This window comes from Polaromonas sp. (assembly GCF_018780625.1).
In the GTDB taxonomy this organism is placed as follows: Bacteria; Pseudomonadota; Gammaproteobacteria; order Burkholderiales; family Burkholderiaceae_C; genus Polaromonas.
Genome location: NZ_JADMJK010000235.1, coordinates 1 through 12,605, shown reverse-complemented (window position 1 = coordinate 12,605; position 12,605 = coordinate 1). Strand labels below are relative to the sequence as shown.

Here is a 12,605-nt window from a genome sequence, read left to right as displayed (position 1 = left end):
CCGCATCGCTGCGGCATCTGACGCACGGCCTTTGACATCTGCTCTGTCCTCAGTCACGCACTCTCGTTCAGTCCTTCGCTTGTCGCCTTCCGACCTCAGCGGCCCCGGCCCCAGCTACCACGACCTCTGCTGACTTCTCGCTCCGGTTTGCACCGTCGCCCTTTCCGGCACAAGGCGAGATCTCCCCAGGCAAGAACGCACGCCTTCATCACACAACCGCCAGATTTACGCCGCCTGATCCTTGACCACAAAAGCTTTGCGGTTCATTGCCCGCTCGCCTTGATCGTCAGCGCCTTCTATCTGGTTCTTGTTCATCGGCTCATGATTTACGCTCCACGCTTGCCTGTCCCACACTCGGTCGCCCTCATGCAGTTGCGCTTCACTTCGCTCGCTGTGGTCAGCTTGCGGGAGGACTTGCACCTCCAGGAGTGCGCCCATGCTGGGCGCACAATAAAAAACCCCACCGTGTTGCCACGATGGGGTTTTTTGATTCTTGATTTAACCGCTAGCTGACGCTAGCTGAAAAATTAGAACGTGTGGCGAACGCCAGTAGCAACGTTCGTTGCTTTGGTGGTGGTACGGCCATTGTTGGTCTCAACTTTGGTAGCCTCGTAGCCAGCGTACACGGTGGTGCGCTTGGACAGGTTGTAGGTACCAACCAAGCTTGCGCCGGTGCCCTTGTTGTTGGCGTTGAAGCCTTCGCTCTTGGAGTTGCTGTAACCAGCAGCGATAGCAGCGGCGCCAAACGGAACGCTCACGCCCACTTGGTACTCTTTGTCTTTCAGAGCATTGGTTTTGGCTTGGTTGTAGCTACCAACCAGCTTGGCCATGCCGAAGTCATACGACGCGCCAACCAGGTTGTACTTGATTTTGCCTTGAACAGTAGCAGATGCAACCTTTTCTTCTTGATAGCCGTAACCGACCAGCAGAGGGCCATTGGCGTACTTGATGTGCAGGCTCAGCGTGTCGGTTGCGTCACCGATTGTGTAAGCAGGAACAGTACCGGCGGCAGGAACAACAGTATTCTTGTTCTCGCCGAAAGCGTAAGCAACTTGGCCGCTGATGCCGCCGAAGCTTGGCGATGTGTAGCTGATGGAGTTGTTGGTACGGTTTGCGTAGTCTTTAATGCCGTTGTTCCAAACCGTGCTGGTGGTAGCAAAGTTGGAGTCATAGACGTTGTTGGTTGCACCGCGCAGCGTGTCGTAAGCCGTGTAGTTGCGGCCCAGATCCACAGCACCGAAAGCGCCTGACAAACCGACAATGGCTTTACGCTCGAACAGGGTACCGGTGGCGGAACCGTTGTCCATGTTGAAACCGCTTTCCAGGCCGAAGTTGGCGCGCAGACCGCCACCCAGATCTTCAGAGCCTTTCAGGCCCCAGAACGTGGTGTTCAGGTCGCTGCTGTTGATGCCGGTCTGCTTGACTTTGCCGACAGCATTCAAACCAGTCACTTCTTTGCTGGTTTGACCCAGGCTGGCGTCAAGACGGCCGTACAAAGTCACAGAAGATTGGGCCATTGCGGCGCCGGAAGCAGCGAGTACAGCCAGAGCGATGAGTGATTTTTTCATTTGAGAGTTTCTCCAAGGTTAAACATAGGGCTCCGGCGTGAGGACTGTGTCAGGCTTTCACCTTTGCAGCACCCCCAGAGACCCGGGCCAACCCCCTTTCGGGAAGTTGGGTCTATTGCACCAGACAGGGACGCGTTGCGCAAAGAAATACGCTGAAAAAAGGTTAATCCGTTGCACATGAACAACAACAAAAAGGGTGGCGTGAGCCAGATACAACACCCTCCCACAGGCACGCAAGAGACAAAAATGCCTACAAAGTCACGAAACAGCACGCACGCCAATCCGCCAATTAAAAGAAATAAACCCCTTTAGCCAAATACAGACAAGGGCAAGTAGCTATTTAATTAATAGCACCATCCTGACTCAATTCAGCGCGCCCTGGCCCATCACGGGGCATGGGGCGACATGGCCTTACAAACTACAAAAGGCCAAGCCTTGCGGTGCCCACCGTGACGGCCACAGTCTGGACCCCGCCCCTATGCAGAACAAGCACAAAAAAAGCCGCCCCAGGCATCCCCGAGGCGGCTTTTGGCTTTTTAATACGCGGCTAGCCGCAGTGCAGCCCAAAATCAGAAAGCGTGGCGAATGCCCACGGCGTAGATGTCGTTCTTGACGTCTGCTGCGCCGGATTTTGTTGCCTTGCTGGCCTGAACGCCGCCGTACAGCGAGGTGCGCACGGACAAGGCATAGCTGGCCGCCAAGCCCAGCCCGGTGCGTTTGGCGTCGCCGGCGGCTGTGTTGTCCTTGGAGCGGGCATAGCCGCCAGACAGCGTCAGGGCGCTGGTGACTGGGAAGTCGGCGCCGAGTTGCCAGTCGGTGGTGCGCTGGTCCGCCAGTGCAACACGGCCATAGCCGGCCAGCAGCTTGGCCACGCCCAGGTCATAGGACGCGTTGGCGCGCGTGAACTTCTTGGTGTCGGCAGCGCCGGTTGCCTTTTCGGTCTGATAGGCCACGCCGGCGAAGACGGGACCGCCTTCGTACTTGGCGTGAACGCTGGCGATCTTGCCCGCATCGACGGTTGCGGTCTTGTTTTCACCCAGGCTGTAGCTGGCAGCGCCGCTGAAGCCGCCGAAAGCAGGCGTTGCGTAATACACGGAGTTGCCGGGGTTGCCGTTGTAGCCGGTGCTCATCCAGACATTGTTCTGTGGCGACAGGGCCGAATCGAAGCCCGGGTTGGTCACGCCGCTAATGTCGTCGTAGGCCGTCCACATTTTGCCAAGCTTGACTTCACCGAACCCGCCCGAAAAGCCGACATAGGCCTGGCGGCTGAACAGATTGGTAGTTGTCGTGGTGCCCGCCACATCGGTGTATCCGCTGGAGGCGCCGGTGTCGATGTTGAAGCCCGACTCGAGCAGGAAATTGGCCTTGAGGCCACTGCCCAGGTCTTCTGAACCCTTGAAGCCAAAGCGGCTTTGGTTGATGCCGCCGCTGCCAACCCTGGTTTGACGAAGGCCGTCCGCCTTGGTGCTGGCCAGCCACACGTCGGCAATGCCGTACAACGTGACGGTGGATTGTGCGGACGCGGCGCCCGAAGCAGCCAGCACGGCGAATGCGATCAAACTCTTTTTCATTGAAAAGCTCCAAAAATTGAAAAATAAAACCCGACAAGGGTTCAGCATTTTTTGTGCCAACATTTTTCTACCGGGGCAAGGACGTCGCCGGGCTTTTTTAGCCGCTTTGATGGCGCTGGAGCGGCCAAAACAGGTGCATCCGGTGGTGTTTGCGCATTGTTTTGGTGCTCAATAGGTACACCACAGGCGACAAGATGGGCCAAACCGCGCCCCAAACGGGGTGATGTGGCCTGCACGCCACATCCAGGCAAACAAAAGTATTCAAAACCCGCTCTTGCTCTTTGCCTACCGAAAGCCCTTCCGAAACCGAACCAGACACCCCCAACACGCCTGGGTTCACAGGAAAAAGGAAATCACCGCTCTTGCAGCCCGGCCTTTTTAGGCCAGCGCATCGACACAACAACTTCAGGGTTTCCCCCTGTCTCACAGGTGATACACCAGGTGGTAACGATCTATACGGCCGGCAACAAGCCCATTAATCTTCGAACTCTCAGGCGGACATTGAAAACGCCTGACTGTTGTTTCGGCTCACTTCAAATTACTATTCTTCGGAGACTCCATGAAAAAACTGACATTTGTTGCCACCGCCGTCCTGGGCATGTTGTCCACCACGGCCATGGCACAAAGTTCTGTCACGCTGTACGGCATTGTTGACGCGGCGGTGGTGCACACCACCAAGCAGGTTGGCGGCTCCAAGGTGGCCATGGATGCAGGTCAGATGGCGACCTCGCGCTGGGGTATGCGGGGAAGCGAGGATCTGGGTGGTGGACTGAAAGCCAATTTCGGTCTGGAGGGAACCTTGTTCAATGACAGTGGCGCGGCGGGAAACCTGTTTGACCGTCAGGCGACGGTGGGCTTGTCGGGTGGCTTTGGCTCGGTCAACCTGGGTCGCCAGAACATCCTGGGTGTTGATTCGATTGGATTGGCAGACCCCATCAGCCTGGCACATGCAGGCACCAACCCGAACGTGGCGTTCAGTGCGCTGAATGCGGGCAGCTTGTATGGCGACTACGGAACCAATGTCGGTGGCGTCGCCCAGCTCCGGCAAAACAACTCCATCAAGTACCTGACCCCGGTGATGTCGGGTTTTGGTGGCGCGCTGATGTACGGCTTTGGTGAGCAGCCCGGCAATTCATCCGCCAGGTCTTACGCCGGCGTTTCGGGTTATTACACGGCGGGCGCAGCGGGCGGTGCGGCCCTGGCTTATGCCAAACTGAAGAACCAGGCCGACAACTCCACGTTGACGCTGTGGGGCGGCGGTGCAAAGTACGCGGTGACCACCGCACTGGAATTGCGCGCCACTTATGCAGAAAATAAAGTGGACACGACCCAGCGCAAGATTGCGGTGACGGGCTTGGGGGTGAACTATTCGGTCTCGCCCGCGTTGACGCTGACGGGTGCGTACTACAACACGAAACGATCTGGCGACGTGGACGGCAAGGCCAACCAATACATTGCGATGGGTAAATATGCCTTGAGCAAACGCACGGTTCTGTATGCATCACTGACGCATGCCAAGGCGGGCTCGGCTGCGCTGAAAGACACCAGCCTGGGTTTGATCACGATTGAGGGCCAGACGAGCGCAAACCGCACGGCATTGGGTGTCCTGCATTCGTTCTGAACGCGATCATTCAGATAAAAGACCAGGAGGGCCGCCGAAAGGCGGCTTTTTTGTTCCTGGGCTAATGAACTGACTGGTAGCGGGTTTAAGAAGCGCGTCCCTGTTGTCTCTTGCACACCACGCATTTAAAAGTGGAATGCAAAAAATATGACGCGCGTCCCGACCCCCTGGATTGGCCAACCGCAGCGCGCCAAAATCAGCGCAAAAAAGCTGCGCTTCAGACGAGACTGCAGTTTCAGGCCGTGCGAAAGGCCCCCGAGAAGGCGCGTGTACAGCGCGCAGGACCCAAGGGTTTTCCATTGTCCCCAAAGCGATACAGCGGCTGGCGGCCCCTCTAGGCTTTCGGTGGCGGCCCCATTAACCTTTGACTGCAAGCCAATCGTCAAGCCAATTGCGCATTGTCCGGTCGCCCTCAAATCACTACTCCTTGAAAATTCTATGAAAAAACTGACATTCGTTGCCACCGCAGTCCTGGGTCTGCTGTCGACCACAGCCGCCATGGCCCAAAGCACCGTGACCCTGTACGGCGTTGCGGATGGCGGCATTAACTACGTCAGCGGCCTGAAAAACGGGTCGTCGACGGCGATTGCAAGCGGCATCATGGAAGGCTCGCGCTGGGGCATGCGCGGGAATGAAGACCTTGGCGGTGGCTACAAGGCCATTTTCACGCTGGAAAGCCGTTTTGAGCTGGATACGGGTTCGATGAGCAACCGTCCTGCGTCTGGGACGCAATTGCCTGATCGCATCGCCAGCACCGTAGCTGCCAGCCTGACGAACCTCGCTATTCCACCTGCATTGAAAGCGGGACTCATTGCCGGTACTAACACCAACCTCGCAAACAGCGCGTTCGGCGTTAACCTTGCCGGCAATCTGTTTGACCGCCAGGCCTTTACCGGATTGATCACGCCTTTTGGCGCATTCACCCTGGGCCGCCAGTACACACCAGCCTACCTGACCACGGCAGCGTTCGACGCGTCGCAAACCCAGTCGAGCCTGGCTGCCGGCCAGGTTGCCAGCCTGCCTGCAGCATTTGACATCCGCCTGAGCAACACGCTGCAATACGGCATCAAAACGGGCGGCATCACCGCTACCTTGATGTACGGCGCGGGCGAAGTCGCGGGCAACAGCTCCGCAGGCCGTTTCCTGGGCGGCATGGTGATGTACAAAGCCGACGGTTTCTCGGTTGGTTTTGGCCACAACGAGAAGAAAAACGAGTTTGGCCAAAAATCCTTGACCAACAACGTCCTGGGCGCAACGGTGGACGTGGGACCCGGCACACTGTACGGCCAGTACGCGACCATCAAAGACAACAATCCAAGCGGCTTGGGCTCGATCAGTGGCGGAGTCGCTGCAAGTGCCATAGCCAATGGTCTTCCCTCAGCGCTGGCCCCTGCCGTAGGTACGGCATACCAAAATGCCTACAACGCAGCATTCAGGCAAGACGCCAACCTCATGCACGTGGGCTACAAGGTCACCAGCGGTGTGCACACGGTGGTGGTGGCCTACAACCGGCTCAATGACAAGCGTGCCGTCAACGCCGACACGGACTCTTACGGCGCCACCTACACCTATGCGTTGTCCAAGCGCACCAACCTGAATGCCGTGCTGACGCGCTTCAACAACAAGGGCGCCGGACAAGCGGCGCCTGGCGGCAACGGCTTCCTGGGCGGCGTCACGTCGTCTGCGGGCACCGATTCCACCAACGTGGCGTTTGGCATTCGCCACTACTTCTGATCGGCTACTGCGGTATCGCGGTATTGCGGCTTGAGACGCCGCATCTGAAAGCCTCCTGCCCGGGGGCTTTTTTCTTGCCTTTTTATTTTTCCGCGTCGGCGCTACCATTGCGCCCATGACCCTTTCGCTTGATCTTGCCCTGAACGCCGCAGACAGTGCGCTGCGCACGCTGTTTGCCAAACCCCGGGCCTCCAGGGCCTGCCCCACGCTGGCGGACCAGGCCACCGCGCTAAGCACCGCAGACAAGGCGCTGTCAGGGGCGCTGATGCGGGTCAACCATGTGGGCGAGGTGTGCGCGCAGGCGCTGTATGCGGCGCAGGCACTGGGCACCCGCGACGCGGCGCTGCGCCAGCATTTCCTGCAAGCCAGCCGGGAGGAAGGCGACCACCTGGCCTGGACCAAGGACCGGCTGGACGAACTGGGGGCGCGCCCTTCCCTGCTCAACCCGCTGTGGTACGCGGGCGCGTTTGGCCTGGGGCTGGTGGCCAGCCGGCTGGGCGACCGCGTGAGCCTGGGCTTTGTGGTGGAAACCGAGCGCCAGGTGGAAGCGCACCTGGCCAGCCACATGGAACGCCTGCCCGAAGGCGACCACGCGTCGCGCGCCATCGTGGCGCAGATGAAGGACGACGAGGCGCAGCATGCGCGGGAGGCTGAAGATGCGGGCGCGCTGCAGCTACCGGCGCCCGTCAAGGCGATGATGCGTTCGGCGGCCAGGGTCATGACGACGGTGGCGCACCGGGTGTAATGCCAACAAGTCGGGTAGGTCAGTTAGCGCAGACGTAGGCCGACATCTTTGATCACCCCGTAGGATGCGGTCAGTCATAACGTCCCTTCGTCATACCCGCGTAGGCGGGTATCCAGACGCGTTGGAGCGTTCAACCCGGTTTGCTGGATTTCCGCATACGAGGGAATGACGGGAAGTTACGGTTTGTCAGATCCTTAGCCCCATGTCTGTCGCGTGATGCTCTTTGGGCTCATCCTGCGAACTCTGCGGCCAAGGTCATGAGTACGGTAGCGCGCAGAGAAGTCAAGATTTCAGATTGAGAAAAGCTTTAGCAGAATGCCGACCACGCCTGCCAAAACAAAACCCATCATCCACTTCAGTAGCTGAACATCAGCCCTGAGCGGAGCCAAGGCAATTTCAAGGTCTTTCTTTGTGACTAGCTCATCTTGCGCCTCTGCAATGACTCGCACGACGGTCTCCGCCTGCTCCGGAGTGAATCCTGCGGTTTTTAGCCTGTCAGCCAGCTTTTCAGAGTCAAAGGTGATGGTCGCCATGCTTTTAAGTTACCTCAAATCTCCACCAACTCAAAACTGGTCGTGATCTCTGCCGTCTTGCCCAGCATGATGGTGGCCGAGCAGTACTTGTCGTGGCTCATGGCAATGGCGCGCTCCACGGCGCCGGCGGACAAAGCCCGCCCGGTCACGACAAAGTGCATATGGATTTTGGTGAACACCTTGGGATCTACCGGAGCCCTTTCAGAGCTGAGCTTGACCGAGCAACCCCGCACATCATGGCGGCCGCGCTTGAGAATCAGCACCACGTCATAGGCGGTGCAGCCGCCGGTGCCGGCCAGCACGGTTTCCATGGGGCGGGGGGCCAGGTTGGCGCCGCCATTTTCGGGTTTGTCGGCATCGGGTGCGCCGTCCATGACCAGCGTGTGGCCGCTGCCGGTTTCGGCTAAAAACGTCATGCCCGAGCGCGACCCGGTTACCGCGCTTGTGCCTGTCCAGCTCACTGTGCATTCCATCGTTGACATTCCTTATACAAAAAAACTTATACGCAAAATTTGCGCAGATTGTGAATATTTACTAAAAATATGTTGCGCCGCAACATGCTCGGGCTATACTAAACTCATCGCATCTCTACGGGTAAGTACTAGTAATCATTAGCTACTGCCCTTATTTTTGCACTGGTTGTCTCCTCCACCTCCTCAAAGGGTGGATTTATAGGCCCAGGCCGCAAGGTCTGGGCCTTTTTTCTTGCCCTTTTTCTTGGCCTTTATGATGTCAGGCTGCGAGAAAACCATGCCAACCTCCAAAAAACCAAGTCCGCCCCCTGCATCTTCAACGGCGCCTTCAGCCGCCAAAGCCCTCGTAAAACCTGCCAAAAATCCTTCTGGCAAGGTGCTCAAGCCCGCTGACTACCTGAAAAAAATCCTGACCGCCCGCGTCTACGACGTGGCGGTGGAGTCGGCGCTGGAGCCCGCGAAAAACCTGAGCCAGCGCCTGCGCAACACCGTGCTGCTCAAGCGCGAAGACCAGCAGCCGGTGTTCAGCTTCAAGCTGCGCGGCGCCTACAACAAGATGGCGCACCTGAGCCCGGCCCAGCTCAAGAAGGGCGTGATTTGCGCCTCGGCCGGCAACCACGCCCAGGGTGTGGCGCTGAGCGCGCAAAAGCTCGGCACCCGCGCCGTGGTCGTCATGCCCACCACCACGCCACAGCTCAAGATTGACGCGGTCAAGGGCTGGGGCGGCGAGGTGGTGCTGCACGGCGACAGCTATTCAGACGCCTACGCGCATTCGCTGGCGCTGCAAAAAAAGCAGGGCCTGACCTTTGTCCATCCGTTTGACGACCCGGACGTGATTGCCGGCCAGGGCACGATTGCCATGGAAATCCTGCGGCAGCTGCAAACCCTGGGCTCGACCCGGCTGGACGCGGTGTTTGTGGCGATTGGCGGCGGCGGCCTGATTTCTGGCGTGGCCAACTACATCAAGGCGGTGCGGCCCGAGATCAAGGTCATCGGCGTGCAGATGAACGACTCCGACGCGATGATGCAGTCGGTGGCCGCCAAAAGGCGCGTGACGCTGCCGGACGTGGGTCTTTTTTCAGACGGCACGGCGGTCAAGCTGGTGGGCGAGGAAACCTTTCGCATCAGCCGCGCGCTGGTGGACGAGTTCATGACGGTGGACACCGATGCGGTCTGCGCGGCCATCAAGGATGTGTTTGTCGACACCCGCAGCATCGTGGAGCCGGCCGGCGCGCTGGCCGTGGCGGCCATCAAGCAGTATGTGGCCACGCACAAGACCCAAGGCGAGACCTACGCGGCCATTTTGTGCGGCGCCAACATGAACTTCGACCGCCTGCGCTTTGTCGCCGAGCGGGCCGAAGTGGGCGAGGAGCGCGAGGCGCTGTTTGCCGTCACGATTCCCGAGGCGCGCGGCAGCTTTCGGCGGTTTTGCGCGCTGATCGGCGAACTGCCCGGTGCGCAGCGCAGCGTCACCGAGTTCAACTACCGCATCAGCGACGACGCCAAGGCCCACGTGTTTGTGGGCCTGACCACCTCGGCCAAGGGCGAGAGCAGCAAGATTGCCGCCACCTTTTCCCGCCACGGCTTTGAGGCGCTGGACCTGACGCATGACGAACTGGCCAAGGAACACATACGCCATATGGTGGGCGGCCACAGCGCGCTGTCGGGCGGGGAGCGGGTGCTGCGCTTCATCTTTCCTGAGCGGCCGGGCGCGCTGCTGAAGTTTTTGAGCCTGATGCGGCCAGGCTGGAACATTTCCCTGTTCCATTACCGCAACCAGGGCGCCGACTATGGCCGCATTCTGGTGGGCCTGCAGGTGCCCGAGGCCGACAACAAGGCTTTCAAGTCATTTCTGGACACGCTGGGCTACCCCCATGTGGAAGAGACTGACAACCCGGTGTACCGGCTGTTTCTTCAAAAATAAGGTAAGGACTCGGGGGCGGGGCGTCTCGCGCGCAATCGCTGTTCACACCCAGCGTCATCCTTTCCCTGAACAGTCCCTGGTTCGTCATCGCGAGCGAAGCGCGGCGATCCATCGCCGAAAAAGCGCAGTCATGGACTGCCGCGCTGCGCTCGCAGTGACGAGGACTTTGTTCAAGGTTCGTGTGCGGTATCGGGCCGGATACAGAAAACTCGCGAAGGCGGGGATCCAGAGCAGCTTGAAGGTCCGGCGAATGTTCTCACTGGATTCCCGCCTTCGCGGGAATGACGGCCGTCATAGGGTAGCTACAGTTGAAATAGCAAAAGCTCTACTTGCCTGGCAGCGGCAACTCCAGCGTGACTTCGGCGGGCGCGCTCAGATTGGCGGCCAGCACCGCACGCCGCGCTGCCACTGACTGCAGCACCAGCCGGCCGTCCACCGCCGCCCCGATGCGGTAGGGCTTGGCCGGCTTGCCATCGACTGCGATCAGGGCCGCACCGCCATGGGCGCTGTCTGCCACCACCCCGGCCAGCACAAAACGACTGCTGGCCGGCGGCCCCTGGCCGGGCTCCGCTTGCGCCACCACCAGGCCGCCGCCCAGCGCACGGGCCACGGCTTGGGGGTCTGCAGGCGGCGCAGGGGCCAGGGCTACAGGCGACGCAGCGGACAATGTGGATGTGCCCATGCCCTTCAGCGCCCAGTACGCAACACTGCCAGCCGCCAGGGCTGCCAGGGCGAACGTCACGATCCGGGTTGACCACAGGCTGTAAGCGTTTATCTGCATGGCTGGATTATCATTGATCGAACCATGATTACACGACCATACTCCCCCCTTTCCGGCCTGCGCAGCGTGCGGCGCCGCTTCTCGGCCGGCTTTACCCTCATCGAGTTGATGGTGGTGCTGGTGATCATTGGCGTGCTGGCCGCGCTGATCGTGCCCAACGTACTGGAGCGTGCCGACGATGCGCGCGCCACGGCCGCCAAAACCGACGTCAACAATTTGATGCAGGCCCTGAAGTTGTACAAACTGGACAACCAGCGCTATCCGGCGGCCGAGCAGGGTCTGCAAGCCCTGCTGGCCAAGCCCACCACGGGGCCGATTCCGACCAACTGGAAAAGCTATCTGGACAAGCTGCCCAACGACCCCTGGGGCCGCCCCTACCAGTACCTGAACCCTGGCGTCAAGGGTGAGATTGATGTGATGTCTTTCGGCGCGGATGGGCAGCCGGGCGGTGAGGGCAAAAATGCGGATGTTGGCAGCTGGGACTAGAGATATAGCCCCCACGCTTGCCACTTCGTGTGCTGCGCTGCCCCCCGAGGGGGCTGTGCCTGCTTGGGGCGGCCCGGCGCACGGCACGATCGCCCCCACGCTTGCCACTTCGTGTGCTGCGCTGCCCCCCGAGGGGGCTGTGCCTGCTTGGGGCGGCCCGGCGCACGGCACGATCGCCCCCACGCTTGCCACTTCGTGTGCTGCGCTGCCCCCCGAGGGGGCTGGCCTTGCTTGGGGCGGCCCGGCGCTGCGGCCGATCGCCCCCACGCCTGCCGCTCAAGACGCTTTGCCGCGTTCGCTGGCAACCAGGCTCCGCCATGGCGGTTTTACGCTGCTGGAGCTGCTGATTGTGGTGGCCATCATGGCGGTGGCCACGGCGGGGGTCGGATTGTCTTTGCGCGACTCGTCGGCCACGGCGCTGGAGCGTGAAGCGCAGCGGCTGGCGGCCTTGCTGGAATCGGCCCGGGCGCAGTCGCGCATGACGGCCATCCCGGTGCGCTGGCGGGCCACGCCGACGGGCTTCGCCTTTGAAGGCCTGGCCGATTCGGCCCTGCCTTCGAACTGGCTGGGCCACGACGTGCAGGTGGCGGCCGATTCTGGCGCGGTGGTGCTGGGCCCCGAGCCGGTGATCGGGCCGCAGCAGATTCGCCTGCTATCCATCTCGAACCCGGGGCGCAGCCTCACACTGGCGACCGACGGCGTGAGGCCTTTTTCAGTGCAGGCGGGCGCGGCAGCGACACCCGGCACACCATGAGCCTGAAAAAGTCCCTGGGCTTCACGCTGGTGGAAGTGCTGGTGGCGCTCGGCATTGTGGCCATCGCGCTGACGGCGGGCGTGCGCGCCACGGCGTCGCTGACCCGCAATGCCGAGCGCCAGTCCGACCAGCTGCTGGCCCAGCTGTGCGCCGAAAACGCGCTGGTCAACATGCGCCTTGCGCGGCAAATGCCCCCAGTGGGAGACAACACGACAAGCTGCGAGCAGGCGGGCCGGAGCCTGGCGGTCAGGCTGTCGGTACAAGCTACGCCCAACCCGAATTTTTTGCGGGTTGAAGCACAGGTTTTTGATGGTGCGGCCTACCTGCTGGGCCTGTCCACCGTGGTGGGGAGGTTCTAGCGATATGGCCCCCACGCTTTTCACTTCGTGTCATGCGCTGCCCCCCGAGGGGGCTG

At 60.5% G+C, this 12,605-nt stretch carries 14 protein-coding genes; 7 read left to right on the top strand and 7 right to left on the bottom strand.

Annotated elements, in window-relative coordinates:
* Positions 1-225: 225 nt before the first annotated feature.
* The 3 genes from IV091_RS16775 to IV091_RS16765 form a co-directional block, all read right to left on the bottom strand.
* A complete protein-coding gene (locus IV091_RS16775) occupies positions 226-438 on the bottom strand; it encodes a hypothetical protein (protein ID WP_293470399.1) in 213 nt (70 codons plus the stop codon).
* 89 nt (positions 439-527) lie between these two features.
* A complete protein-coding gene (locus IV091_RS16770) occupies positions 528-1,568 on the bottom strand; it encodes a porin (protein ID WP_293470398.1) in 1,041 nt (346 codons plus the stop codon).
* Positions 1,569-2,137: 569 nt separating this feature from the next.
* The gene (locus IV091_RS16765) at positions 2,138-3,139 is read right to left on the bottom strand and encodes a porin (RefSeq protein ID WP_293470397.1); all 1,002 of its coding nucleotides are present in this window, start codon (positions 3,137-3,139) and stop codon (positions 2,138-2,140) included.
* A 559-nt stretch (positions 3,140-3,698) separates the two neighbouring features.
* On the opposite strand from IV091_RS16765, the gene IV091_RS16760 reads away from it, so the two are divergent.
* The 3 genes from IV091_RS16760 to coq7 all read left to right on the top strand — a co-directional run bounded on the left by IV091_RS16760 (position 3,699) and on the right by coq7 (position 7,239).
* Positions 3,699-4,760: a porin gene (locus tag IV091_RS16760; RefSeq protein ID WP_293470396.1), complete on the top strand. Its 1,062-nt coding sequence runs from the start codon at positions 3,699-3,701 to the stop codon at positions 4,758-4,760.
* 438 nt (positions 4,761-5,198) lie between these two features.
* Positions 5,199-6,494, top strand: coding sequence for a porin (locus IV091_RS16755; protein WP_293470395.1), 1,296 nt, complete (start codon positions 5,199-5,201; stop codon positions 6,492-6,494).
* A 115-nt stretch (positions 6,495-6,609) separates the two neighbouring features.
* Positions 6,610-7,239: a 2-polyprenyl-3-methyl-6-methoxy-1,4-benzoquinone monooxygenase gene (gene coq7, locus IV091_RS16750; RefSeq protein ID WP_293470394.1), complete on the top strand. Its 630-nt coding sequence runs from the start codon at positions 6,610-6,612 to the stop codon at positions 7,237-7,239.
* Positions 7,240-7,529: 290 nt separating this feature from the next.
* Here the strand turns inward: coq7 and IV091_RS16745 are convergent, their stop codons facing one another.
* The 3 genes from IV091_RS16745 to IV091_RS16735 form a co-directional block, all read right to left on the bottom strand.
* Entirely contained in the window at positions 7,530-7,772 is a 243-nt protein-coding gene (locus tag IV091_RS16745; protein ID WP_293470393.1) for a DUF1640 domain-containing protein, read from the bottom strand.
* Between the two features lie 14 nt (positions 7,773-7,786).
* Positions 7,787-8,245: an OsmC family protein gene (locus tag IV091_RS16740; protein ID WP_293470392.1), complete on the bottom strand. Its 459-nt coding sequence runs from the start codon at positions 8,243-8,245 to the stop codon at positions 7,787-7,789.
* A gap of 183 nt (positions 8,246-8,428) precedes the next feature.
* A complete protein-coding gene (locus tag IV091_RS16735) occupies positions 8,429-8,629 on the bottom strand; it encodes a hypothetical protein (protein WP_293470391.1) in 201 nt (66 codons plus the stop codon).
* Between IV091_RS16735 and ilvA the strand changes: the two genes are divergently transcribed.
* Positions 8,622-10,169: a threonine ammonia-lyase, biosynthetic gene (gene ilvA / locus IV091_RS16730; protein ID WP_293470390.1), complete on the top strand. Its 1,548-nt coding sequence runs from the start codon at positions 8,622-8,624 to the stop codon at positions 10,167-10,169. The two genes, IV091_RS16735 and ilvA, sit on opposite strands and share 8 nt — an antisense overlap.
* 325 nt (positions 10,170-10,494) lie before the next feature.
* Here the strand turns inward: ilvA and IV091_RS16725 are convergent, their stop codons facing one another.
* A complete protein-coding gene (locus IV091_RS16725) occupies positions 10,495-10,950 on the bottom strand; it encodes a type II secretion system protein N (protein ID WP_293470389.1) in 456 nt (151 codons plus the stop codon).
* Between the two features lie 24 nt (positions 10,951-10,974).
* Between IV091_RS16725 and gspG the strand changes: the two genes are divergently transcribed.
* From gspG to gspI, 3 genes are read left to right on the top strand one after another with little or no spacing between them, the layout of a single operon-like run.
* Positions 10,975-11,436 (top strand): type II secretion system major pseudopilin GspG, encoded by a 462-nt coding sequence (gene gspG / locus IV091_RS16720; RefSeq protein WP_293470388.1) that lies wholly within the window; start codon positions 10,975-10,977, stop codon positions 11,434-11,436.
* Positions 11,437-11,491: 55 nt separating this feature from the next.
* The gene (locus tag IV091_RS16715) at positions 11,492-12,190 is read left to right on the top strand and encodes a prepilin-type N-terminal cleavage/methylation domain-containing protein (protein WP_366807017.1); all 699 of its coding nucleotides are present in this window, start codon (positions 11,492-11,494) and stop codon (positions 12,188-12,190) included.
* A complete protein-coding gene (gene gspI, locus IV091_RS16710) occupies positions 12,187-12,549 on the top strand; it encodes a type II secretion system minor pseudopilin GspI (protein WP_293470387.1) in 363 nt (120 codons plus the stop codon). The genes IV091_RS16715 and gspI overlap by 4 nt, the downstream gene beginning before the upstream one ends.
* Positions 12,550-12,605: the final 56 nt, after the last annotated feature.

What these genes read in the sequence shown, in the direction of transcription:
- IV091_RS16775 (WP_293470399.1), bottom strand. Translation starts at nt 438, where the DNA reads ATGGGCGCACTCCTGGAGGTGCAAGTCCTCCCGCAAGCTGACCACAGC.
- IV091_RS16770 (WP_293470398.1), bottom strand. Translation starts at nt 1,568, where the DNA reads ATGAAAAAATCACTCATCGCTCTGGCTGTACTCGCTGCTTCCGGCGCC.
- IV091_RS16765 (WP_293470397.1), bottom strand. Translation starts at nt 3,139, where the DNA reads ATGAAAAAGAGTTTGATCGCATTCGCCGTGCTGGCTGCTTCGGGCGCC.
- IV091_RS16760 (WP_293470396.1), top strand. Translation starts at nt 3,699, where the DNA reads ATGAAAAAACTGACATTTGTTGCCACCGCCGTCCTGGGCATGTTGTCC.
- IV091_RS16755 (WP_293470395.1), top strand. Translation starts at nt 5,199, where the DNA reads ATGAAAAAACTGACATTCGTTGCCACCGCAGTCCTGGGTCTGCTGTCG.
- coq7 (WP_293470394.1), top strand. Translation starts at nt 6,610, where the DNA reads ATGACCCTTTCGCTTGATCTTGCCCTGAACGCCGCAGACAGTGCGCTG.
- IV091_RS16745 (WP_293470393.1), bottom strand. Translation starts at nt 7,772, where the DNA reads ATGGCGACCATCACCTTTGACTCTGAAAAGCTGGCTGACAGGCTAAAA.
- IV091_RS16740 (WP_293470392.1), bottom strand. Translation starts at nt 8,245, where the DNA reads ATGGAATGCACAGTGAGCTGGACAGGCACAAGCGCGGTAACCGGGTCG.
- IV091_RS16725 (WP_293470389.1), bottom strand. Translation starts at nt 10,950, where the DNA reads ATGCAGATAAACGCTTACAGCCTGTGGTCAACCCGGATCGTGACGTTC.
- gspG (WP_293470388.1), top strand. Translation starts at nt 10,975, where the DNA reads ATGATTACACGACCATACTCCCCCCTTTCCGGCCTGCGCAGCGTGCGG.
- gspI (WP_293470387.1), top strand. Translation starts at nt 12,187, where the DNA reads ATGAGCCTGAAAAAGTCCCTGGGCTTCACGCTGGTGGAAGTGCTGGTG.